Here is a 21,917-nt window from a genome sequence, read left to right as displayed (position 1 = left end):
CCGGCCCCGGTCGCGCCGCTGCCGGGGTGCGCCCGCTCACCACTCCGCGAACGAGCCGTCGGCGTGCCGCCACACGGGGTTGCGCCACCGGTGCCCGACGGCGGCCCGCTGGCGCACGTAGTCCTCGTCCACCTCGATGCCGAGGCCGGGGCCGCGCGGGATCTCGACGGACCCGTCGGAGTAGGCGAAGACGGTCGGGTCGACGACGTAGTCGAGCAGGTCGTTGGAGGTGTTGTAGTGGATGCCCAGGCTCTGCTCCTGGATCACCGCGTTGTACGCGACGGCGTCGAGCTGGAGGCAGGCGGCGAGCGCGATCGGCCCGAGCGGGCAGTGCGGGGCGACGGCGATGTCGTAGGCCTCCGCCATCGCCGCGATCTTGCGCACCTCGGTGATGCCGCCGGCGTGCGAGAGGTCGGGCTGGATCACGTCGACGACGCCGGACGTGATGACGTCCTTGAAGTCCCACCGCGAGTACAGCCGCTCCCCCAGCGCGATCGGCGTGCTCGACGCGCGGAGCACGTCCGCGATGCCGTCGACGTGCTCGGACAGCACCGGCTCCTCGACGAACATCAGGTGGTACGGCTCCAGCGCCTCGAGGAGGACGCGCGCCATCGGGCGGTGCACGCGCCCGTGGAAGTCGACGCCGATGCCGACGTCGGGCCCCACGGCCTCGCGGACGGCGGCGACGTTGGCGACGACCTTCTCCACCTTGTCCCGGGTGTCGAGGTACTGGAGCTCCTCCGGGCCGTTCATCTTCACGGCGGAGAAGCCGCGACCGACGGCCTCCCGCGCGGCCGCGGCGGTCTCGGCCGGCCGGTCGCCGCCGATCCACGAGTACACCTTGATGCGGTCGCGCACCCGCCCGCCCAGCAGCTCGTGCACGGGGACGCCGAGCGCCTTGCCCTTGATGTCCCACAGCGCCTGGTCGATGCCTGCCAGCGCGCTCATGTGGACGCCGCCGCCCCGGTAGAACCCGGAGCGGTACAGCACGGTCCAGTGGTCCTCGATCTGCCGGGGGTCCTTGCCCACCAGGTAGTCGGACAGCTCCTCGACGGCGGCCGCGACGCTCGCGGCACGGCCCTCCAGGACGGGTTCTCCCCAGCCGACGATCCCCTGGTCGGTCTCGATCTTCAGGAAGAGCCAGCGGGGCGGGACGACGAACGTCGTCAACGACGTGATCTTCACGGCTTGCCTTTCAGCGTGTGACGCGTGGTCAGTGGTCGGTGTGGTCGGCCCAGACGCGGACGAGCTCGGCGGCGCGCGCGGCGACGGTCTCGGCGGCGTCGCCCGGCCGGTACAGCGAGGTGCCCAGGCCCGCGCCCGCCGCGCCGGCGCGCGCCCACTCGCTCAGGTTCGTGGCGTCGACCCCGCCCACCGGGACGAGCGCCGTGCCGGCCGGCAGCACGCTCGCCCAGGCGCGCAGGCCCGACACCCCGACCGCGGAGGCCGGGAAGAGCTTGACGGCCGTGGCCCCGGCGTCGAGCGCGGCGAACGCCTCGGTGGGCGTCGCCGCCCCCGGGTAGCTCTCCAGCCCGAGGCGCACCGTCTCCGCGACGACGTCGGGCCGCGTGTTCGGCGACACGACGAGCGAGGCTCCGGCGTCGGCGGCGCGGCGCACGTCCTCGGGCGTGAGCACGGTGCCCGCGCCGACGCGGGCGTCCGGGCCGGCCGCGTCGCGGATGCGGCGGACCGACCCGAGCGGGTCGGGAGAGTTGAGGGGCACCTCGACGGCGTCGAACCCCGCCTCGAGGACGGCGGCCGCGACGTCGACGGACTCCGGCGGCGTGACGCCTCGCAGGATGGCGACGAGGCCGGTGGGTCGGTGCGTCATGAGGTTCCTTCCTCGGTGCTGGACAGGGTCGTGGTGCGCTCGGAAGTCCGGGCCCCGGGGAGCGGCGCGCCCGTCACGAGCCCGGCGTCGCGGGCGACGCGCCACAGGCCGCGCACCGCGACGTCCTCCCCGGCCGTCCGCACCGCGGCGCCGTGGCGCTCGAGCGCCCGGCGGTAGCGCCGCGCGGTCGCGGGTGACGCGCACACCGTGACGAGCGCGGCCGGGTCCGCGCGCAGCGCGTGCCGCACCTCCGAGCCGACGAGGAGGCCCGACACGTAGTCCGCCACCTGGGCGGGCCGGAGCGCGCCGGCCATGACCAGGGTGCGGGCCGTGAACAGCAGGGCCGCCAGCCCGCGCTCGTCCCCCCGCCGCGCGTCGGTGTCGAGGCCCCGGTCGAAGGCCTCCTGGTCGACGGCATCCCGCCCGGCCGCCGGGTCGCCGTGGGGGCCGTCCTCGGCGAGGCGGGCCAGGATGCTGTCGCGCAGCAGGAGGCCGTACAGCTCGCCGGTCATGACGGTGGCGAAGCCCGTGACGCGGTCGCCGTCGAGGCGCACCCACTTGGAGTGCGTGCCGGGCAGCACCGCCGTGGCGAGCGGCGCCCCGCCCTCCTCGCGGGTCTCCTCCAGCGCGCCGAGCAGCTGCACCTCCTCCCCGCGCAGCACGTCGGGGTCCGGTCCGACGACCCGCAGGCCGGGCACCAGGTGCACGACGGAACCGGCGGCCGGCACCGGCGTGAGGTGGTCGGCGAGCCGCGAGAGCCGGGCGGGCACGTCGAGGTACCCCGCGTCGGCCCAGCCGTGGTTGGAGCCCACCATGCCCGCGCCCAGCACGGGCAGGTCCGGGTGGCGCTCGAGCCAGGGCCCGCACAGGCGCGCGAACGTCCGCTCGAACGCGGCGGCGCGCTCGGGCGCGGAGCCGGTGCCCGCGGAGCAGCGGAGGGTGCCGTCGTCCGTGCGGACCTCGTCGAGGACACCGCCCGCGGCGTCCAGGAGCCAACCGCGGAAGCTGGAGGTGCCCCAGTCGAGGGCGACGAGCGCTGCGTCGCGCCGGGGTGCGTCATCGGCCATGATCGGGAACGGTAGGCAGCCGATCCCGACTATGAGAACCGCGTCCCTATTATCGGGATACGCTCCTCGCCGTGAGCCCCTCCGCCTCCCCGGACGCCCCCGCGCCCCCTCCCGGGGCCCGGGCCGGCACCCGCGCCCCGGCGGCGACCCCGCCCCCCGGCACGCAGACGCTGGCCCGCGGCATCGCCGTCGTCGACGCCGTCGCGCGCGGGCACGGACGCCTGCGCGACATCGCCGCCGAGACCGGTGTCGGCCGCAGCACCACCCACCGCCTCCTGCAGCTGCTGCTCGCGACCGGCTACGTGCGCCAGCTCGACGACGGGCGGTACGCGCTCGGCCCGGCGCTCATCGAGCTCGGCTACCAGGCGCTGCAGGAGAACCCGGTCGCCGACGTCGCGGCCGGGCCGCTCCGGGCGCTCGCCGCCCGGGTCTCGGACACCGTGCACCTCGCCATCGAGGACCGCGGCCAGGTGCTCTACCTCGACAAGATCCCCGGCACCCGCGGCGCGGAGATGCGTTCGCGGGTCGGGCACCGGATGCCGCTCACGCGTACCGGGGTGGGCAAGGCCCTGCTGCTCGACCAGCCCGAGCGGTGGCGCGAGCAGTTCGTCGCCGAGCGGCGCGTCGGCGGGGACGCCTCGGACGGCCCCGCGGCGGACGTGCTCACGCCCGACGAGTTCGTCGCCGTCATGGAGGCGTCCGCCCGCCGGGGCGTCGCGTTCGACCTGGAGGAGAACGAACCCGGCATCCTCTGCGTCGCCGCGCCCGTGCGCGACGCCTCCGGCGCCGTCGCCGCCGCCGTGAGCGTCTCCGCCACCCGCCCGTACATGCCGCCGGCCCGGGTCGAGTCGCTCGTGCCCGTCGTGCTCGACGCCGCCGCCGCCGTCGCGGCCGGGCTCGGCTACCGCCCCGGCGGCCGCTGAGCGCGGCGCCGTCCGCGGCCCGGCCCAGCGGATCACGCCCGGCGCGTCCTGCTGCTCAGCCGGCCCCGGACGACGGGGTCACCGAGCCGCCGGGCTCGGGACCGTCGCCCGCGGTGTCGTCCTCCGTGGCATCGTCCGTGGCATCGTCCGTGGCGTCGTCCGTGGCCGCGGGGCCGTCGGCCACCCGCACCGACTCCCAGACCGACTGGTACCAGGGCACGCTCGGCCCGGTGGACGTCCCCACCGGCCCGGAGCCGACGGCCTCGCCCGTCACCGGGTCGACGTCGTCGTCCCCCGCGGCGTCCGGGTCGACCACGCGCCACACCTTGTCGGCGGGCATGACGAAGCTGAGCCGCGACCGCGCCTGCTCCTCGACGTACGACCGGTCCTCCCAGCGGCCGAGCTCCACCTCCAGGCGGTCGCGCTCGGCCCGGTTCTGCGCCAGCTCCGTGCGCAGCCGGTCCAGCTCGTGCGCCTGGGTCACCGCGCCGCGCACCGTGGGCAGCAGGAGCACCACCGCGAGCAGCACCACCACCGACAGCACGATGAGCCGGACGGTGAGCACCTCCGGCAGCACCAGCCCGTAACGGCTGCGGCGCCGGTCCTCGCGCGCCGGCCCCGCCGGCCGACGCGACCCGCGTCGCCCGCTCGCCGTGCCCTTGCCGGTGCTCGCGCCGGAGCCCTTTCCGGAGCCCTTGCCGGAGGCTGGGGCGGCGCCCTTCGCGCTGCCGGCGCCCTTGCTCGTGCCGTTGCTCGCGGCCTTGCTCGTGCCCTTCGTCGGCGCCTTGGGCTTGGTGCCCACCGACGCGTTCGACGTCGTCGTGGGCCGTGCGGAGCCGCCGCGCGCCCCCGAGGGCCGCGACGCCGGGCGGCGGGGGGCGGGCGAGGTCGGGCGACGGGCAGGCACGCCCCGATTCTGCCGAGCCGCACCGCCCGGGCCGGGGACCGTCGTCGGCGCGCCCGCGAGCAGACCCGCCGAGGTAGTCCGGATCGTGCCGAGGTAGTCCGGATCGCGCCGAGGCAGTAGGTGGGACCACTACCTCGGCACGGCCCGTACTACCTCGCGGGACGACGACGGCCGGTCGCCCCCGAGGGAGCGACCGGCCGTCGTCGTGCGGCGTCCGGGGGCGTCAGCCCTGGAAGCGCGGGAAGGCCGAACGGCCGGCGTAACGACCGGCGTCGTCCAGCGCCTCCTCGATGCGCAGGAGCTGGTTGTACTTGTTGATGCGCTCGCCGCGGGCGGTGGCGCCGGTCTTGATCTGGCCGGCGTTGGTCGCGACGGACAGGTCGGCGATGGTGGTGTCCTCGGTCTCGCCGGAGCGGTGCGAGGTCATCGTCGTGAAGCCGTTGCGCTGCGCGAGCGTGACGGCGTCGAGCGTCTCGGTGAGCGTGCCGATCTGGTTGAGCTTGACCAGCAGCGAGTTGGCGGCCTTCTCCTCGATGCCGCGGGCGAGGCGCTCGGGGTTGGTGACGAACAGGTCGTCGCCGACGACCTGCACCTTGTCGCCGACCTCGGAGACGAACTGCGTCCAGGCGGCCCACTCGTCCTCGGACAGCGGGTCCTCGATGGAGACGATCGGGTAGTTCGCGACCAGGCCCTCGTAGAGCTTGATCATGTCCTCGGTGGAGTGCACCTCGCCGTTCTTGAAGTGGTACGCCCCGTCCTTGAAGAACTCGGTCGCGGCGACGTCCATCGCGATGGCGACGTCGGAGCCCGGCGTGAAGCCCGCCTTCTCGATCGCCTCGACGATGAGGTCCAGGGCGGCGGAGTTCGACGGCAGGTCGGGGGCGAAGCCGCCCTCGTCGCCGAGGCCCGTGGAGAAGCCCTTGCCCTTCAGCACGCTCTTGAGCGCGTGGTAGACCTCGGTGCCCGTGCGCAGGGCCTCCTTGAAGGTCGGCGCGCCGATCGGCGCGATCATGAACTCCTGGAAGTCCACCGTCGAGTCGGCGTGCGACCCGCCGTTGATGATGTTCATCATCGGCACGGGCAGCACGTGCGCGTTCGGGCCGCCCACGTAGCGGAACAGGTCCAGGCCGGCCGACTTCGCGGCGGCCTTCGCGACGGCGAGCGAGACGCCCAGGATCGCGTTGGCGCCCAGCTTGCCCTTGTTCGGGGTGCCGTCCAGCTCGATCAGCGTCTGGTCGATGATGCGCTGCTCCTCGGCGTCGTAGCCGATGAGCTCGGGGGCGATGTCGTCGATGACCGCGTTGACCGCGCCCTCGACGCCCTTGCCCAGGTAGCGCCCCTTGTCGCCGTCACGACGCTCGACGGCCTCGAAGGCGCCGGTCGAGGCGCCCGACGGGACCGCCGCACGGGCGAACGTGCCGTCGTCCAGCGCGATCTCCACCTCGACGGTGGGGTTGCCGCGCGAGTCGAGGATCTCGCGTGCTCCAACGGCTTCGATGCTTGCCACGGGCTGCTCCTTCAGACGGGGCTCGCGGGCGACCGCGCGGCAAGGCCCAGGCGAAGGTGCCCGGGGCCGCTGACGCCCGCGACGGTGCTGGGTTGACCCGCCCAGCCTAGACCGGCGTCCACCCGGTGGCTCCCTCGACCACCCAGCGGTCACGGTCGCGCCGATAGCGTGGACCCCGTGGACAGCGTCTGGGACTTCCTCGGCTCGTACTGGTGGCTGATCTTCTTCGTCGGCCCGGCCGTCGGCGGTGCCGCGCGGGGCATCTCGAGCTGGGACCGGCAGCGCCGCCAGGACAAGCTCGAGATGTACCGCATCAAGCACGGCGCCCCGCCGCCCGCCGCCCCGGCCGCGCAGGCCGACGAGGAGGCCCTGACCAGCGAGATCGAGCGCACCGTGGCCGCGCACGACGCGACGCAGCAGCGCTGGCTGGCGTACGAGCTCGACGCCGTGAAGTCGCTCGAGTACCCCCTGATGTCCGACATGCGGGAGCAGGTCACCGTCGACTTCCACCGCGCCCGCCGGGCGGCCGAGGACCTCCGACCCGACGACCTGGTCGAGCTGCGCGACCGCCGCCGCCTCGACCGCTACCGCGACGCGGTCCGCGAGATGCAGGTCCGGTTCGACGTCGCGGAGCGGGAGGCGAAGCGGCGCCGTGCGTCCGACTTCTCCCCCGCCGAGCGGCAGGCCCTCGACCGGGCGAAGAAGCTCCTGGCGATGGCCGACGACGAGGGCTCGTCGCAGGCCGAGCGGCAGTCCGCGTACCGGCGGGCCATGAAGGAGCTCGAGGGGATCGTCGTGCTGCCCGACGCCGCCACCGACGCGCTCGAGCAGCGCATCGCGGGCGAGCTGGGGCGGGCCGCGGGCGACTGACCCGTCCGGACCGGCACCGGTCAGCGCTCGTCGGGCAGCTTCTGCCGGGCCTCGCGCCGCAGGGGCGGCGCGAGCGCGTCGCTCATCCGGTCCAGGAAGGCGCGGACGGCCGCGGGATCGGCACCGCCGGCGTGCTTGAGGGCGATGCCTACCGGCTTGCGGACCACCGGGTCGGGATCGGTGTGCAGCAGCTCGACGAGGCGCAGCAGGTCGGCGATCCCGGCGGGGTGCGGCGGCCGCGTGTACGCCAGCGGCGCGGTCAGCGCCGTGCGGCGGCGCAGCGGGTCGTCCGAGCGGGCGAGGTCGAACAACGGCTCGCGGGAACGGTCGCGCAGGTAGAGCCCGACGACGCGCGGCGCCGCCCGGTCGACCATGTCCCACGTGTCGATGCGGTCGTGCCGGTCGAGGTAGGTGCGGTACCGCGCCTCCCGCTCGGCGTCGGTGACGCGCGGGCGCCGGACGGCGAAGTCCAGCACGCAGAACGCGGCGAGCCGCGGCTCGTACGCGGGCTCGTCGAGCAGGCGGTGCACCTGGTCCAGCGGCATCGCGGCGTACCGCTTCGCCACGTCGAACAGCGTGCCCATCCGGACGCCGAGCACCTCGCCGCTCCCGGCGTAGTGCCGGTTCGGGTGCGCCGCCGGGTCCGCGACGGCGTGCAGGTCGGCGACGACGGCGTCGGCGGTGAGGTCCACGGGACCACGGTAGGGACCCGGGCCGGCACCCGCCCGGCGCGCGCGGTTCAGGCGGCCGGCGTCGGCGCGGCGCCGACCGTCAGCGGCTGGGCTGCGCCACGTCGGGCGCGCCGGTCGCGGCCCCGTCGTCGGGCCGGGGCGGCCGCGCCACCAGCTCCAGCAGGGCGATGAGGACGCCGGCCACCAGCGCGGTGCCGATGATGAGCCCCGGGGTGGGGCTGCCCGCGAGCAGGAGCACCAGGGCGGCGACGACGATGATCGTCACACGGACCACGGTGCGGTACCGGCCCAGCCAGTCGCCCACCGACCCGGTCGAGACCCCGCGCCCCTCGCCGTAGTCCCGCAGCCGCGCGAACCCGCGGCCCGCGCCCGCGCGCAGCGACCGCGCCGATGCGCTGCTCCCGCCCAGGTACGCGACGATCGCGACCACGAGGCCGAGCACGCCGACCGTGCGCAGCGTGACCCGCAGGAACGACACCACCTGGTCGAACAGCACCTCGGCCGCGTCCAGCCGCAGCACCACGTCCTTCAGGGCGTCGAGGTAGATCCCCCGGCCGATCGCGAGGCCGATCGCCAGGACCACCATCGCGGCCGCCAGCGCCAGGCCCGCGACGACCAGGGTGCGCGCCTTGTGCCGCGCGACGAGCACGCCCGCGGCCAGCAGGCCGAGCGAGATCCAGGGCAACCACGTCCCGAGCGCCACGACCTGCGCGTACCGGTTCTGCACCTGCACGAGCTGCGACGTCTGCATGAGCGTGAACGTCGCGTTCACCTCCGGGATCCGGGCCGCGATGCCGAGACCCCGGTCGACGAGCCGCTGCTTGAGCAGGTCGATCATGCCGGAGAGCTGGATGGTGAGCTGGCCGTCCTGCCCGATCTGCAGCAGCTCCCCGCCCTCGCCGCGCATCGTCGCGACGAGCTGCTGGTGGGCGACCCGGTTGGCCTGCACCCAGGCGTCCTCGAACGCGTCGCTGGTCACGACGCCGTCGGCCGCGCGACGCACGAAGGACTCGACGCCGCTGGTCAGCGGGCCCTCGAGCTGGGTGAGCGCCTCCGTCGCCCGCGGCCCGACCCCCCGCTCCTCCAGGCCGTCGACCACCGTGCCGACGATGGCGTTCACGTCGATCTGCTCCATCACGACGTCGGTGAGCCGGCCGGCGACGGCGCCCTGGATCGCCGGGTCCGAGGCGATCGGCCCCACCGTGGCGACGTACCGGTCCGTGTCGGTGAGCGTGCGCTCCGCCCAGGCGGCCACCACGGCGACGGGCGCCAGCAGCGCGCCGAGGACGACGAGCACGACGGCGGCCGCGGCCCGGCCGCGGTGGCGCGGCTCGCGGGACGCCGCCGGTGCCGCGGCCACGACGACGGGCTGGCCGCCGACCGCCGCGAGCCGCGCGCGCAGCTCGGCGTTCTCGCGCTCGAGCGCGGCGAGCCTAGCCGCCGCGTCGCCCGGCACCCCGGTGCCGCCGTCGTCGATCGTGCCGCTCATCGCGTCCCCGTCCGCCGCCCCGTGCCCGGCCCGCGGGTCGCGGGCCCTCGCGGAGGGCGCGGCCAGCCCGCGCCGCGCCGTCCGCTCCTCATGCTAGGAACGGAAGCCGCGCTCCACCTGGCGGGACGGCAAATCCACCCGGGTGCGGCACCAGCGCTCATTCCCGGCGCCCGCGTGGGTCGACCCGTCATGACGACCGCACCCGAGCCCCGCCTCGACCCGATGCCCGGTCCCGCCCACCTGCCCGAGATCGCCCGCCGTCTCGTCGCCGAGCCCCATGTGGCACACCTGGCGACGCTGCTGGCCGACGGCTCGCCGCACAGCGTGCCGCTGTGGGTGGCGTGGGAGGGCGACCACCTCGCGTTCCTCACGGGTCCGCGCTCGCAGAAGGCACGCAACGTGGGGCGCGACCCGCGCGTCGCCGTGTCCGTGACGCACACCGAGCGTCCCTGGGAGATGGCCATGCTGCGCGGCCGCGTCGTTCAGGTGCTCGACGGCGACCGCGGGTGGGCCGTCGTCGACAGGATCGCCCGCGTGCACACCGGTGCCGACTACCCGCGCGGGGAGGAGCGTGTCGCCTTCCTCGTCGACGTGGAGCACGCCGCCGCGCAGTCGTTCGGCTGACGGGGCGAGCACGTCGAGGGCCACCGTGTCCCGGCCAGGGGTTGTGCCGCGCCGCCAACGGTCATATGTTAACGGCGAATCACAAGTGAACGGCCAATCACATCCGGATGGGCCGCACGTCTCTGGCCGGCGTCGACGACGATGCCGCAGCGCGGTCCATCCCCGTCGGAAACAGGTGGTCCCGTGAGCGAGATGAAACGACGCACCCTCTTGACGCTGGGAGCCGCGCTCGGCTTGTCCGGCGCGGTCGCCCCCGGGGCGGCCTGGTCCTGGTCACCGGCCAGATCGTTGTCGGGCAGCGGCACCGGCGTCGACCCGCTGTGGGTCTGGGACGACGAGATCGACGCCATCATGGCCTCCGTCGTCGACACGGGCCAGGTGCCCGCCGTCAACCAGGCCATCGGCGACTGGGTCGACAACGACGACCCCGTCCCCGCGGGCCTGCCGGCCGACCTGGCCGGCTTCCTGCAGCGCTCGACGCGCCTGCCCGACTGGGCCGACCGGGACAAGCTGCGCCTCGCCGCCGACTTCAACCGGCGCAAGGACCTGTACCTCTTCCTCATCTACGGCCTCGGCGGCGGCATCATGAGCACCGTCATCCCGCGCGAGGCGAAGTCCGTGTACTGGTCCAAGGGCGGGGCCGACATGCAGGACCGGGCGGCGAAGACGTTCACGTTCGGCTACGACCTCACCGACCTCAACGCCTACGAGCCCGACGGCCAGATGATCGTCACGGCGAACAAGACCCGCATGGTGCACGCGGCCGTGCGCCACCTCCTGCCCCAGTCCCCGTACTGGAAGGCGGTCGCGGACGAGACGATCCCGATCAGCAACATGGACATCCTCGTCACCTTCCACAGCACCGGCACCTTCGCCCACCAGACCATGAAGAAGTGGGGCATCAGGATGTCGGCGGCGGAGGAGGAGGCGTTCCTGCACCACTGGCAGGTGGCGCTGCACTTCCTGGGCGTCAGGGACGAGTACATCCCCGCGACCTGGGCCGACGCGCACGCCCAGTCCGAGCAGGTGCTGACGCCGTTGCTGGCGCCCACGCCCGAGGGCAAGGACCTCGCCGAGGTGCTCCTCGGCCTCACCGCCCAGGTCGACCTCGGCGTCACGCGCGGGTTCCTCAACGAGTTCGTGGTCTACCAGCTGGGCGAGGACGTCGCCGAGTGGTTGAACCTCAAGCGCGACCCGGCCTCCCGCGCCCTCATCCGCAGCGTCTGGCCGGCATACATCAAGTTCCGCGAGGGCCTCATCCCCGTCGCGCCCGTGTCGTTCCGCCTGTTCGACCAGTTCGTCAAGGCGCTCGGCATGGCGTTCCTCAACAAGGGCGAGTCGGGCAAGACCACGCCCATCACCATCCCCGACGGCAACCGCCCCGGCGTCTGACGCCCCCGCCGAGGTGGTCCCCGTGCCGGGGACTACCTCGGCGACCCGGTGCCGACGCTCGCCGCGGCGGACACCTCGCCCAGGACGACCGCGTCGATGAGCTGCCGCGCCCACGCGAGCACCTCGGCGCCGCGCAGGGGGCGGCCGCCGATGCGCGCCGTCGTCGGGAAGGGCACGAGGAAGGCGCGGATCGCGGGCTTGAGGATCGTGCCCGGGTACAGCCGCTTGAGGCGCAGCTGCGCCGACTCGGCGAGGTCCACCGGCGCGAACCGGACGAACTTGCCCTGCGCCGTGACGTCCGCGAGGCCCGCACGGCGGGCGTGGTTGCGGAAGTCGGCGACGTCGAACAGGGCGGAGGCGACCTCGGGGAGCTTGCCGTAGCGGTCCACCAGCTCGGCCCGCACCTCCGCGAGCGCGGTCGCGTCCTGTGCCGCGGCGATCTTCTTGTACGCCTCGAGGCGCAGCCGCTCGGTCGCGATGTACGACTCGGGCAGGTGGGCGTCCACGGGCAGCTCGATGGTGACCTCGGGCTGCTCCTCCTCGCGCTCGCCGCGGAACGCGGCCACGGCCTCGCCGACCATGCGCACGTACAGGTCGAAGCCGACCCCCGCGATGTGGCCCGACTGCTCGCCGCCGAGCAGGTTGCCCGCGCCCCGGATCTCCAGGTCCTTCATGGCGATCTGCATGCCGGCGCCGAGGTCCGTGTGCGCGGCCATCGTGGACAGCCGGTCGTGCGCGGTGTCGGTGAGCGGCCGCTCCGGCGGGTACAGGAAGTACGCGTACGCGCGCTCGCGGCCACGGCCCACGCGCCCACGCAGCTGGTGCAGCTGGGACAGGCCCAGCACGTCCGCGCGCTCCAGGATCAGCGTGTTGGCGTTGGAGATGTCCAGGCCGGTCTCGATGATCGTCGTGCAGACCAGCACGTCCAGCTCCTTCTCCCAGAAGGCGCGGATCACCTGGTCGAGCTGGTGCTCGCTCATCTTGCCGTGCGCGACGCCGATGCGGGCCTCGGGCACGAGCTCCGCCAGCCGCGACGCCGTCTTCTGGATGGTCTCCACCTTGTTGTGCACGTAGAAGACCTGGCCCTCGCGCAGCAGCTCGCGCCGGACCGCCGCCCCGATCTGCTTCTCCTCGTACGCGCCCACGTAGGTGAGCACGGGGTGGCGCTCCTCCGGCGGGGTGGCGAGGGTCGACATCTCGCGGATGCCGGTGACCGCCATCTCGAGCGTGCGCGGGATCGGCGTCGCGGACATCGCCAGCACGTCGACGTTGGTGCGCAGCTGCTTGAGCGTCTCCTTGTGCTCCACGCCGAACCGCTGCTCCTCGTCCACGATCACGAGGCCGAGGTCCTTGAACCGCACCGACCCCGTGAGCAGGCGGTGCGTGCCGATGACGATGTCGACGGTGCCCTTGCCGAGCCCCTCCACCGTCTCGGCCGACTCCTTGTCGGACTGGAAGCGGGACAGCGCCCGCACCGTCACGGGGAACCCGGCGTACCGCTCGGAGAACGTGTCGAAGTGCTGCTGCACCAGCAGCGTCGTCGGCACCAGCACGGCCACCTGCTTGCCGTCCTGCACCGCCTTGAACGCGGCGCGGATCGCGATCTCCGTCTTGCCGTAACCGACGTCGCCGCAGACCAGGCGGTCCATCGGCACGGCCTTCTCCATGTCGGCCTTGACCTCGTCGATCGTCACGAGCTGGTCGGGCGTCTCGACGTACGCGAACGCGTCCTCCAGCTCCCGCTGCCACGGGGTGTCCGGGCCGAAGGCGTGCCCCTGCGTGGCCATGCGCGCCGAGTACAGGCGGATCAGCTCGCCCGCGATCTCCTTGACGTGCTTGCGGGCGCGCGCCTTGGTGTTCTTCCAGTCCGCGCCGCCCATCTTGGACAGCGACGGCGCCTCGCCGCCCGTGTACTTGGTGACCTGGTCGAGCTGGTCCATCGGCACGAACAACCGGTCGCCCGGCTGCCCGCGCTTGGACGACGCGTACTCGATGACGAGGTACTCGCGGGTCGCCGCGTTGGCGCCCGCGCCGAGCGTGCGCTGCACCATCTCGACGAACCGCCCCACGCCGTGCTGCTCGTGCACCACGTAGTCGCCGCCGCGCAGCTGCAGCGGGTCGACGACGTTGCGCCGCCGGCTCGGCATCTTGCGCATGTCGCGGGTGGTGGAGCCCTGCCGCCCCGTGAGGTCCGACTCGCTGAACACCGCGAGCTTCAGGTCGGTCGCGACGAAGCCCTTGCCCACCAGCGCCGGCGCGACGAGGACGACGCCGCCCTCGGGCTCCTCCCCCAGCTCGGCGACCATGCGCGCCGCCGTGTCCTGCGCGGCCAGCTGCTCGACCATGCGCTTGGCGGGCCCGTGGCCCTCCGTGGTGAGCAGCAGCCGCCAGCCCGCGCGCTGCAGCGTCTGCACGTCGTCCAGCGCCCGCTGGAGGTCGCCGCGATAGGACTCGACGTCGCGCGCGCCGACGGTGAAGGTCGTGACGCCGTCCACCTCGGCCTCGGGCTCGGTGCCCTCGTCACCCCCCGCGTCGAGCGCGAACGACGACAGCGTCCACCAGCCCAGGCCACGGCGGGCGGCGACGTCGCGCACCTCCGTGAACGTCTCGAACGACGCGGCGGACAGGTCGATCGGCGCGGCCCCACCCGCGACGGCGCCCGTCCAGGCGGCGGCGAGGAACTCCTCGGTGGTGGCGACGAGGTCGTGCGCGCGGCGGCGGACCCGTTCGGGCTCGTCGATGACGAGCAGCGCGTCGTCGGGCACCAGCTCCAGCACCGGCACCATGCGGTCCACGAGCACCGGCGCGAGCGACTCCATGCCCTCGACGGCGACGCCCGCCGCGAGCTTGTCGAGCATCTCGATCGCGCCGGGCAGGCGCTCCACGAGGCCCGCCGCGCGCTCGCGCACCGTGTCGGTGAGCAGGATCTCGCGGCACGGCGGGGCCCACAGGCCGTGCTCGGCGATCTCGAGGGAGCGCTGGTCGGCGACGGCGAACCAGCGGATCTCCGTCACCTCGTCGCCCCAGAACTCGATGCGCAGGGGGTGGTCCTCGGTGGGCGGGAAGACGTCGAGGATGCCGCCGCGCACCGCGAACTCGCCGCGGCGCTCCACCATGTCCACGCGCGTGTAGGCGCCGCCCACCAGGCGGTCGGCGACGTCCGTGAGGTCCGCCGTCGAGCCGGTGTGCAGCTCGACCGGCACCAGCTCGCCCAGCCCCTCGACCACCGGCTGCAGCAGCGCGCGGGCGGGCATGACGAGCAGGCGGACCGGGCCGGTCTGGCCGGGCTCCGGGTCCGGGTGCGCGAGCCGGCGGAACACCGCGAGCCGCTTGGCGACCGTGTCCGCGCGGGGCGACAGCCGCTCGTGCGGCAGCGTCTCCCACGACGGCAGCACCGCGACGTCGTCGGCGCGGTCGTCAGGCAGGTAGGCACGCACGGAGGCGGCGAGCTCGTCGGCCTCGCGGCCCGTCGCGGTGACGACGACGAGCGGCCGCCGCTCGGCCGCCGCCGCCAGCAGCGGGGCGCGCACGCCGACCGGCCCGACGACGTCCGCGAAGCCGCGCGCCCGGACGTGCTCGAGCGCGGCAGCGGCGCCGGGGTCGGCGAGGAGGGCGGGGACGATGCCGGTGAGGTTCATGCGGGTCCTTCGGGCGGGGTCTGCGGCGCGGCAGTCGTGTGCGGGCACGACGACAGGCCCAGCTCTCCCCGGGACGCACGGGGTTCTGGGGTCACTGGGCCTCGGAACGGTGCGACCGGCGGGGTGCCGGGCGTGCCGCACCAGACTACGCCGACCCTCCGACGTCGCCCCGCGAGGCAGCACGGACCCTGCCGAGGTAGTACTACCTCGCGGGATCTCGTACTACCTCGCGGAGAGCCGTACTACCTCGCGGAGACCGGTACTACCTCGGCAGATGCGGGACCACCACGCGGTCTCGGCACTGTGTCCGGAGTCAGCTCCCCGGGATGCGGCTGGTGAGGTCCTCGGGGAGCTGGTCGAGGATGCCGTCGGGCAGGCGGTCCAGGAGGTCCTCGCAGGAGACGGGGTCGCCCGCCTGGCACTGGCCGCCGAGCTCCTGGAGCTGGTCCGCGTCGCCGAGGGTGCCGGCGAGGTCCTGCAGGTCGCCGAAGGAGAGGTCGCCGGTGAGCCCGCCGAGCAGCAGGTCGGGGACGGACAGGTCCGTCTGCGTGAGCTGCTCCGCCTCGTCCAGGGCCTGCTGGATGTCGTCGCCGTAGGTGTTCCAGAGCCACAGCCCGGCGATGACCACGAGCGCCGTGAACACGACCTGGATCGAGCCGAACGCGATGCCGGTCTTGGCCATGCCCCGCCCGCCCGAGCGGCGGCGACGGGTCCGGTCCAGGCCGATGCCGCCCAGGATGATCGCGAGCACGCCCACCAGCGGCACGACGAAACCGAGGATGCCGGTGACCAGTGCCGCCACCGCCGTCGGTTCCGTGCCGCGCCGCGCGGGTTCGGGGGCGGCACGGCCCGGGCCCGCGGGTCCCCCGTGCGCGGGCGCGGGAGCCGCGCCCCACGGCGTCGGGGCGTCCGCGCGCTGCGGAGCCTGCTGCGGCGCCGGCTGCGGAACCGGGGCGGCGGGCTGCTGCGGCGCCGGGCGGGCCGGCGGCGCGTGCGGGGCGGGCGTCGCGCTCGGCGCCGACAGCGACCCGACCGGACGCGAGGACGTGCGCCGCGGCGGCGCGGCGTTCGGCAGCACCGCCGTGCCGTCGTCGTACCCGCCGTGCGCCTGCGTCGGCGGCAGCACCTGCGTGCCGTCGTCGTACCCGCCGTGCGCCTGCGACGGCGGCATCACCTGCGTGCCGTCGTCGTACCCGCCGTGCGCCTGCGACGGCGGCATCACCTGCGTGCCGTCGTCGTACCCGCCCCACCCCTGGGTCTGCGGCAGCACCGCCGTCCCGTCGACGTACCCGCCGAACTCGTGCGCGGACGGCAGCACGGTCGTGCCTTCGTCGTACCCGTCCGTCGGCTGCGCGGCCGGCAGCACCGTCGTGCCCTCGCCGCCTCGCGACCCGATCGCCTGGGTCGGGGGCAGCACGCCGGTGCCGTCCTCGCGCGGCGGGATCGCCTGGGTGGGCGGTGCGTCGTGGGGGTCGTACCCGCGCGGGTGGTTCATGGTCCTCCTGGGTCGTGGTCGGCGGCATGGTCGACGTCATGGTCGACGTCACGGTCGGCCTCGGCGTCGTGGACGGTCCGGCCCTGCGTCCGGTCCGCGATGCTACCCACCCGCGGCGGCCGTGCGGGCGTCCCGACCGGCGTCTTCGCCGGACCCCCACACGACCGGCAGCCGGCGGCCCCACCTGCGCGGGCGGGGCCGCCGGCCGGCGCGCAGGACTACCTCCGCGCGGCGGTGACCGGCGCCGAGACCGCCGTGACGTCGTCCAGCCCGCGGGCGTGCGCCGTCACCTCGACGCTCACCTCGTGCCCGACGTCCGCCCCGCCGACGCGGTAGGTGGAGCCCGCGACGGAGAGGAGCACCTCCGGCTCGGCCGTCCCGCGCAGCACCTGACCGGTGAGGTCGAGCAGACGCGCGAGGTCGGTCAGGGCGCCGAGGGGCCGGCGCACGGGCTCGCCGTCGCGCAGCCACCGGTACGTGTACCGCACCCGCTCGCCGCCGGGGGCGGTCCACTCCCCCGGGTCGGCCACGAGGACGGCGCCGGGCGCGGTGCCCTTCCGGTCGTCGGGGACGACGGCCGGGGCCACGACGTTCACCAGCCCCTCGGGCTCGGGCTGCACCGCCGCCACGAGCTTCCCGACGCCCCACCGGGCGGTGGACTGGTAGCCCGTGCCCGTGGGGTCGGCCCAGTCGCGCACCGCGGTGCGCGCGCCGGCCGTGCCGTCGTTGACCTGGAAGTCGAGCCCGTGGAAGGTGCCCGCGCCCCCGGTGCCGAGCAGGTCGACCGCCGCCTCGACGACGTAGCCGCCGTCCACCGTCGCGGTGGCCGACGTCAGGCGGGCGGCCTGCGCGGCCTCGTCGCCGGTGCCGAACGACGTGACGTTCTCGGCGCTGATGCGGATCTGCGTGTCGACGTCCCGGTAGGAGCCGTTCTTGGCGTTGCCGGCGTCGAGGAAGATCTCGACCGAGTCCTGCACCCACGGGTCGGAACCGCTGACGTCCACGGTCGGGTCGGCGACCTCCGCGAGCACGTACAGGGTGTCCCCGGACCAGAGCGTGCGCACGGTCGCCGTGGCGCCGCCCTCGCCCTCGATCTGCCGGTCGGTGGTCACCGCGGACGCGTCGGCCCACGCCTCGTCCACCGTGCCGTCGACCTGCGGCGGCGTCGCCGCCTCGGCCACCTCGAGGTAGCTCAGCTCCTCCAGGAGGGTGAGGGTGCCGAGCGAGCCCGGGGTGTTCCAGCCCGACGTCGTCGCACCGTCGGCGACCTGGACGTCGAGGCCCGCGGTGTCGCCCTGGGCGGCGCCCGCCAGAGGCAGGTGCGCGACGACGACGTATCCGCCGTCGACCGCCTCGACCACGGCCGCCGCGCCGTCCGGCCCGGTCACCGTGCCGTCCCGCCCGACCGTGGTCGTCGCGCCGTCGACGTCGAAGGTCACGGCGTCGTCGCCTCCGGTGCCCACCGTCCCGTCCGTCACCCGCACCTGCGCGGTGAGGTGGTCGGGCGCCCAGCGGAGCTGGAAGTCGGCCACGACCTCGCCGCTGCCGTCCGCCGTGACGGTGTGCCGCGGGAGGCGGTCCCACACGGCCGACGACGCGGCGTCGGCGTCGAGCGGCACGTCGCCGGCGAAGACGCGGGCCGCCTTGAGGCGCGGCGGGACGTCGCCGTCGACGGCGCCGACGTAGGCCGGCTTGGCCTGCCGGTCGCGGTCGAAGAGCAGCGGGGCGCCGCTGTCCGCGCGCCACGACCGGTCGTCCGTGAGCCCCCAGACGGTGACGGAGTACAGGTCCTGCGCGTGCTCGCGGAACATGCGGAAGGCGTCGCGGTACCAGTACCCCTGCTCGACGAGGTTCGCCTGGGTCTCGGGGGTGCCGGTCGTGACGTCGAGCTCGGTGACCGCCTGCGTGACGGGCAGGTCGGCGAACCGCTCGACGGCCGCCTCGAGCTGGCCCACCGGCATCGACAGCGAGACGTGGAACTGGTGGCCCACGCCGTCCACCGGCACGCCCCGGGCGAGGAGCCGCTCGACGAGCGCGAGGTAGCGGTCCTGCTTGCCCGACTGCTCGGTGTTGTAGTCGTTGATGAACAGCGCCACCGGCCGGTCGGCGCCCTCGGCCGCGTAGGTGTGGTTGAACGCCTCGTCGGCGTACCCGAACGCGAGGTCGATGAAGTCCTCGCCGAGGATCCGGTACCACTCGCTGCGTCGCAGGCCGTCGTCCGGGTCGCTCGTCGCGCCGTCGTTCACCACCTCGTTGACGACGTCGAAGGCCGTGAGCGGGTTGTCGCCGCCGAACTGCCCGTACCGCTCCGCGAGCCAGCCGGCCACCGAGAAGACGTGGGTGCGCAGCCGCTCGCGCAGCACCGCCCGGTCGGCGTCGGACGTCGTCAGCGGCGTGCCGTCCTCGGCCTGGAAGAACCACTCCGGCGTCTGCGAGTGCCACACGAGCACGTGCCCGTACACGCGCAGGTCGTGCTCGGCGGCGTAGTCCATCAGCGCCACCGCCTGCGGGTCGGGGCGGAACGTGCGGTCGTCGGCGTACCAGGCCTCGGGCTTCATGTGGTTCTCGGCCGTGATCTGGTCGAAATGGCGCAGCAGCAGCTCGGAGGCGTCGCCCGTGGTCTCGCGCTGGTCGATCGCCACCCCGACGGGGAAGTCCACCGTCTCCTTGACGCCGGTGAGGTCCTGCACGGGCGGGGACGTGCGCTCGCCGCCCGTGACGACGAGGTCGTCCACGAGGAACGACGCGTGCGCGCCGCCGACCGGCGCCGCCTCGACGTAGAGCTGGGCCGCGGTGAGGTCGGCCGGCATCGTGTAGGTGCCGCCGACGCGCACCCAGCCGTCGGCGGTCGCGTCGACGGCGCCGCCCACCCAGGTGTAGGCGTCCCCGCCGGACGAGGTCTCCTGGACCGTGAAGTGCACCGCCGCGCTGCCCGCCGTCCCCGCCGGGAGCTTCACCCAGGCCACGACGTCGTAGTCCCCGCCCGCGGCGAACAGGCCGCCGACGGCGGTGGCCGGGCCGTTCCACTCGGCCGTCCGCCCGGTGACGGACAGCGCCCCGGCGCCCGTCCGCGCGTCGTCCGAGATCTCGAGCGTGACCGCGCCCCGCGGGCCCCACGGGTCGTAGGACGTGTCGAAATCGTTTTCGAGAACGACGGAGTCGTCCCCCGCCGCCATGCTCGCGCCCACGACGCCGGTCACCACCGCACCGCTCGCCATCACCGCCGCGACCGCCGTACCGGCGACCGCCCGTCTCACCCGCTGCCTCATCGTCGCTCCCTCGCGATCGGTGGGGCCCTGGCGACGGCTCGGCCGGCGCCCGGGGCCGACGGCGCGTCCGCGCGCCGTCGGGCACACCGTAGGGCGCCGACGACATTAAGGGCAACGGCTGAACGAAACTTCCTACCGCGCGGCCGGGAGGGGCAGCGCCATCGACACGTCGAACGACTCGAAGTCGCTCGGGTCGAGCTGGGAGACCAGCGCGACCGCGAAGACGAGCACCAGGACCCACACGACGACGCCGACCGCGCCGAGCACGATGCCGGCGATCGCCAGGCCCTTGCCCTGCTGACCCGTGCGGTTGATCCGCGACAGGCCGATGATGCCCAGCACGATCGGCACCACCGCCAGGCCGAGGATGCCCGTGACCAGCGCCGCGATCGACCACCCGTCCGTCCCCGCCGACGGTGCGTACGGCTGGGCGTACGGCTGGGCGTACGGCTGGGCATACGGCTGCGCGTACGGCTGCTGCGGGGAGGGCTGCGCGTACGGCTGGGCCGGGGGCTGCTGCTGGTACGGCTGCTGCGGATATCCCGGGGGCTGCTGCTGCGGATACCCCGGCGGCGGCTGCTGCACCCCGGGCTGGCTCGGGTCGGGGGGCGGGGCGGCCCCCGGCGACGGGGTAGCTCCCGACGGCGGGGGCTCCGCGGGCTGCCGGTACGGGTCCGGGGGCGCGGGCGGTCCCACCCCGTCGGGCCGCGCGTCCGCACCGGGTTCGCCCGGCCGCGGCTCGTCGGGGCCCGGCTGCGTGCCGTCGTCGTGACTCATGGCCGTTCCTCCTCGTGGGCGAGGTGCGACGGCCGGGCCGGCCGCCCCCGCTCCTCCCACTATGCCGGAGGACGCGGGCGCAGGCGGGTTCACCTCACCGTTCACCCTGGGGACCCCTCCCCGCAGCGCACCGGGACTGCCATCCTGAGAGCGGCGGGCCCGGCCAGGGACCAGGCCCGCCACCACCGTCCGGAGGAGGCAGCATGCGGGTCGTCGTCGTCGGGGGCGGGATCATCGGGCTCGCGACGGCCGCACGGCTCGCCCGCCGCGGCGACGACGTGACCGTCCTCGAGAAGGAGCACGAGCTCTCGTGCCACCAGACGGGCCGCAACTCGGGCGTCATCCACTCCGGCCTGTACTACGCGCCGGGCAGCCTCAAGGCGCGCCTCGGCACCGCGGGGGCCGCGTCCATGACGCGGTTCGCCGCCGAGCACGACGTGCCCGTCGCCGTGACCGGGAAGCTCGTCGTGGCGACCGACGCGGGCGAGCGCGACCGGCTGCGCGCCCTCGCCGAGCGCGGCACCGCCAACGGGGTGCCCGTGCGCGAGCTGGACCCCGTCGAGGCGCGCGAGCACGAGCCCGAGATCGCGTGCGTCGGGGCGCTGCGGGTGGAGACGACGGGCGTCGTCGACTACCGCGCCGTGTGCGCCGTCCTCGCAAGGCAGGTCGCCGAGGCCGGCGGCGCCGTCCTGCTCGGCCGCGCGCTGCGCGGCGCCCGCACGGTGGGCACGCAGGTGCGGGTCGACGTCGAGGAGGTCGGCGAGCACGCCGGGTTCGAGCTCGTCGCCGACGCCCTCGTCGTGTGCGGCGGCCTGCACGCCGACCGGCTGGCGCAGGCCTGCGGCGTCGACCCCGGGGCCCGCATCGTGCCGTTCCGCGGCGAGTACTTCGACCTCGCCCCGCGCGCCGCCGACCGCGTGCGCGGCCTGGTCTACCCCGTGCCCGACCCGCGGTTCCCGTTCCTGGGCGTGCACCTCACGCGGGGCGTGCACGGCGACGTGCACGCCGGGCCCAACGCCGTCCTCGCCCTCGCCCGCGAGGGCTACCGGCGGCGCGACGTCGCCTGGCGCGACGTCGTCGACGCCGCCACGTGGCCCGGGCTGTGGCGGCTGGCCGGGCGCAACCTCGTGCCCGGCGCGGCCGAGGTGGCCCGCTCCGCCTCTCGCACGCTGTTCGCCGCCTCCGTCGCACGGCTGCTGCCCGGCACCACCGCCGACGACCTGCACCCGGCCCCCGCCGGCGTCCGCGCGCAGGCGCTGCACCGCGACGGGCGGCTGGTGGACGACTTCCTCGTGCGCACCGCGCCCCGCCAGGTGCACGTGATCAACGCGCCCTCGCCCGCCGCCACCGCGTCGCTGGAGATCGCGCGGCACGTCGAGGCGGAGCTGGACCGCACCATGGCGGCCATCGGGTGACGCGCCCGGGACGGCGGGCCG

Annotated in this window: 16 protein-coding genes; 5 read left to right on the top strand and 11 right to left on the bottom strand. The window is 74.8% G+C overall.

Going from position 1 to position 21,917, the window contains the following annotated elements:
* Window positions 1-36: 36 nt before the first annotated feature.
* Genes dgoD through ACFQ8Y_RS03590 form a run of 3 tightly spaced genes read right to left on the bottom strand, consistent with a single transcriptional unit; the run spans window position 37 to window position 2,898 of the window.
* Complete coding sequence (dgoD, locus tag ACFQ8Y_RS03600) at window positions 37-1,185, bottom strand: galactonate dehydratase (protein WP_430548830.1); 1,149 nt, start codon at window positions 1,183-1,185, stop codon at window positions 37-39.
* Window positions 1,186-1,213: 28 nt separating this feature from the next.
* Entirely contained in the window at window positions 1,214-1,831 is a 618-nt protein-coding gene (locus tag ACFQ8Y_RS03595; protein WP_430584637.1) for a 2-dehydro-3-deoxy-6-phosphogalactonate aldolase, read from the bottom strand.
* Window positions 1,828-2,898 (bottom strand): 2-dehydro-3-deoxygalactonokinase, encoded by a 1,071-nt coding sequence (locus ACFQ8Y_RS03590; RefSeq protein WP_430584636.1) that lies wholly within the window; start codon window positions 2,896-2,898, stop codon window positions 1,828-1,830. Before ACFQ8Y_RS03590 ends, ACFQ8Y_RS03595 begins: the two co-directional genes overlap by 4 nt.
* 71 nt (window positions 2,899-2,969) lie before the next feature.
* Between ACFQ8Y_RS03590 and ACFQ8Y_RS03585 the strand changes: the two genes are divergently transcribed.
* Entirely contained in the window at window positions 2,970-3,821 is an 852-nt protein-coding gene (locus tag ACFQ8Y_RS03585) for an IclR family transcriptional regulator (protein ID WP_430584635.1), read from the top strand.
* Between the two features lie 55 nt (window positions 3,822-3,876).
* Here ACFQ8Y_RS03585 and ACFQ8Y_RS03580 read toward each other — a convergent pair whose 3' ends face one another.
* On the bottom strand, window positions 3,877-4,728 hold the full coding sequence (locus ACFQ8Y_RS03580) for a septum formation initiator family protein (protein WP_430584634.1): 852 nt from the start codon (window positions 4,726-4,728) through the stop codon (window positions 3,877-3,879).
* A gap of 223 nt (window positions 4,729-4,951) precedes the next feature.
* Complete coding sequence (gene eno / locus ACFQ8Y_RS03575; RefSeq protein WP_430557988.1) at window positions 4,952-6,235, bottom strand: phosphopyruvate hydratase; 1,284 nt, start codon at window positions 6,233-6,235, stop codon at window positions 4,952-4,954.
* 177 nt (window positions 6,236-6,412) lie between these two features.
* On the opposite strand from eno, the gene ACFQ8Y_RS03570 reads away from it, so the two are divergent.
* The gene (locus ACFQ8Y_RS03570) at window positions 6,413-7,105 is read left to right on the top strand and encodes a hypothetical protein (RefSeq protein WP_430548824.1); all 693 of its coding nucleotides are present in this window, start codon (window positions 6,413-6,415) and stop codon (window positions 7,103-7,105) included.
* Window positions 7,106-7,125: 20 nt separating this feature from the next.
* Here the strand turns inward: ACFQ8Y_RS03570 and ACFQ8Y_RS03565 are convergent, their stop codons facing one another.
* Window positions 7,126-7,797, bottom strand: a complete 672-nt coding sequence (locus ACFQ8Y_RS03565; protein WP_430584633.1) for a DNA alkylation repair protein — start codon at window positions 7,795-7,797, stop codon at window positions 7,126-7,128.
* A gap of 79 nt (window positions 7,798-7,876) precedes the next feature.
* Entirely contained in the window at window positions 7,877-9,286 is a 1,410-nt protein-coding gene (locus tag ACFQ8Y_RS03560) for a hypothetical protein (RefSeq protein WP_430584632.1), read from the bottom strand.
* Window positions 9,287-9,475: 189 nt separating this feature from the next.
* On the opposite strand from ACFQ8Y_RS03560, the gene ACFQ8Y_RS03555 reads away from it, so the two are divergent.
* Both ACFQ8Y_RS03555 and ACFQ8Y_RS03550 read left to right on the top strand, forming a co-directional pair.
* The gene (locus ACFQ8Y_RS03555) at window positions 9,476-9,910 is read left to right on the top strand and encodes a TIGR03618 family F420-dependent PPOX class oxidoreductase (RefSeq protein WP_430584631.1); all 435 of its coding nucleotides are present in this window, start codon (window positions 9,476-9,478) and stop codon (window positions 9,908-9,910) included.
* 192 nt (window positions 9,911-10,102) lie between these two features.
* Window positions 10,103-11,302 (top strand): oxygenase MpaB family protein, encoded by a 1,200-nt coding sequence (locus ACFQ8Y_RS03550; protein WP_430584630.1) that lies wholly within the window; start codon window positions 10,103-10,105, stop codon window positions 11,300-11,302.
* A gap of 32 nt (window positions 11,303-11,334) precedes the next feature.
* Here ACFQ8Y_RS03550 and mfd read toward each other — a convergent pair whose 3' ends face one another.
* From mfd to ACFQ8Y_RS03530, 4 genes are all read right to left on the bottom strand, one after another.
* Entirely contained in the window at window positions 11,335-14,940 is a 3,606-nt protein-coding gene (mfd, locus tag ACFQ8Y_RS03545; protein ID WP_430562390.1) for a transcription-repair coupling factor, read from the bottom strand.
* Between the two features lie 313 nt (window positions 14,941-15,253).
* Complete coding sequence (locus ACFQ8Y_RS03540; RefSeq protein ID WP_430584629.1) at window positions 15,254-16,435, bottom strand: DUF4190 domain-containing protein; 1,182 nt, start codon at window positions 16,433-16,435, stop codon at window positions 15,254-15,256.
* A 218-nt stretch (window positions 16,436-16,653) separates the two neighbouring features.
* Window positions 16,654-19,692 (bottom strand): endo-1,4-beta-xylanase, encoded by a 3,039-nt coding sequence (locus tag ACFQ8Y_RS03535; protein ID WP_430584628.1) that lies wholly within the window; start codon window positions 19,690-19,692, stop codon window positions 16,654-16,656.
* A gap of 144 nt (window positions 19,693-19,836) precedes the next feature.
* Window positions 19,837-20,481: a DUF4190 domain-containing protein gene (locus ACFQ8Y_RS03530; RefSeq protein WP_430584627.1), complete on the bottom strand. Its 645-nt coding sequence runs from the start codon at window positions 20,479-20,481 to the stop codon at window positions 19,837-19,839.
* A gap of 203 nt (window positions 20,482-20,684) precedes the next feature.
* Here ACFQ8Y_RS03530 and lhgO point away from each other — a divergent pair, with 203 nt between their 5' ends.
* Entirely contained in the window at window positions 20,685-21,896 is a 1,212-nt protein-coding gene (gene lhgO / locus ACFQ8Y_RS03525; RefSeq protein WP_430584626.1) for an L-2-hydroxyglutarate oxidase, read from the top strand.
* Window positions 21,897-21,917: the final 21 nt, after the last annotated feature.

The sequence above is a fragment of the Isoptericola sp. NPDC056605 genome (genome assembly GCF_042792795.1).
In the GTDB taxonomy this organism is placed as follows: Bacteria; Actinomycetota; Actinomycetes; order Actinomycetales; family Cellulomonadaceae; genus Isoptericola.
This window is presented reverse-complemented; position numbering and strand designations above follow the sequence as displayed.

Bases quoted from the DNA above. Each gene is read 5' to 3' on its own strand.
- ACFQ8Y_RS03595 (WP_430584637.1), bottom strand. From the start codon at position 1,831: ATGACGCACCGACCCACCGGCCTCGTCGCCATCCTGCGAGGCGTCACG.
- ACFQ8Y_RS03590 (WP_430584636.1), bottom strand. From the start codon at position 2,898: ATGGCCGATGACGCACCCCGGCGCGACGCAGCGCTCGTCGCCCTCGAC.
- ACFQ8Y_RS03560 (WP_430584632.1), bottom strand. From the start codon at position 9,286: ATGAGCGGCACGATCGACGACGGCGGCACCGGGGTGCCGGGCGACGCG.
- ACFQ8Y_RS03555 (WP_430584631.1), top strand. From the start codon at position 9,476: ATGACGACCGCACCCGAGCCCCGCCTCGACCCGATGCCCGGTCCCGCC.
- ACFQ8Y_RS03550 (WP_430584630.1), top strand. From the start codon at position 10,103: ATGAAACGACGCACCCTCTTGACGCTGGGAGCCGCGCTCGGCTTGTCC.
- mfd (WP_430562390.1), bottom strand. From the start codon at position 14,940: ATGAACCTCACCGGCATCGTCCCCGCCCTCCTCGCCGACCCCGGCGCC.
- ACFQ8Y_RS03540 (WP_430584629.1), bottom strand. From the start codon at position 16,435: ATGAACCACCCGCGCGGGTACGACCCCCACGACGCACCGCCCACCCAG.
- ACFQ8Y_RS03530 (WP_430584627.1), bottom strand. From the start codon at position 20,481: ATGAGTCACGACGACGGCACGCAGCCGGGCCCCGACGAGCCGCGGCCG.
- lhgO (WP_430584626.1), top strand. From the start codon at position 20,685: ATGCGGGTCGTCGTCGTCGGGGGCGGGATCATCGGGCTCGCGACGGCC.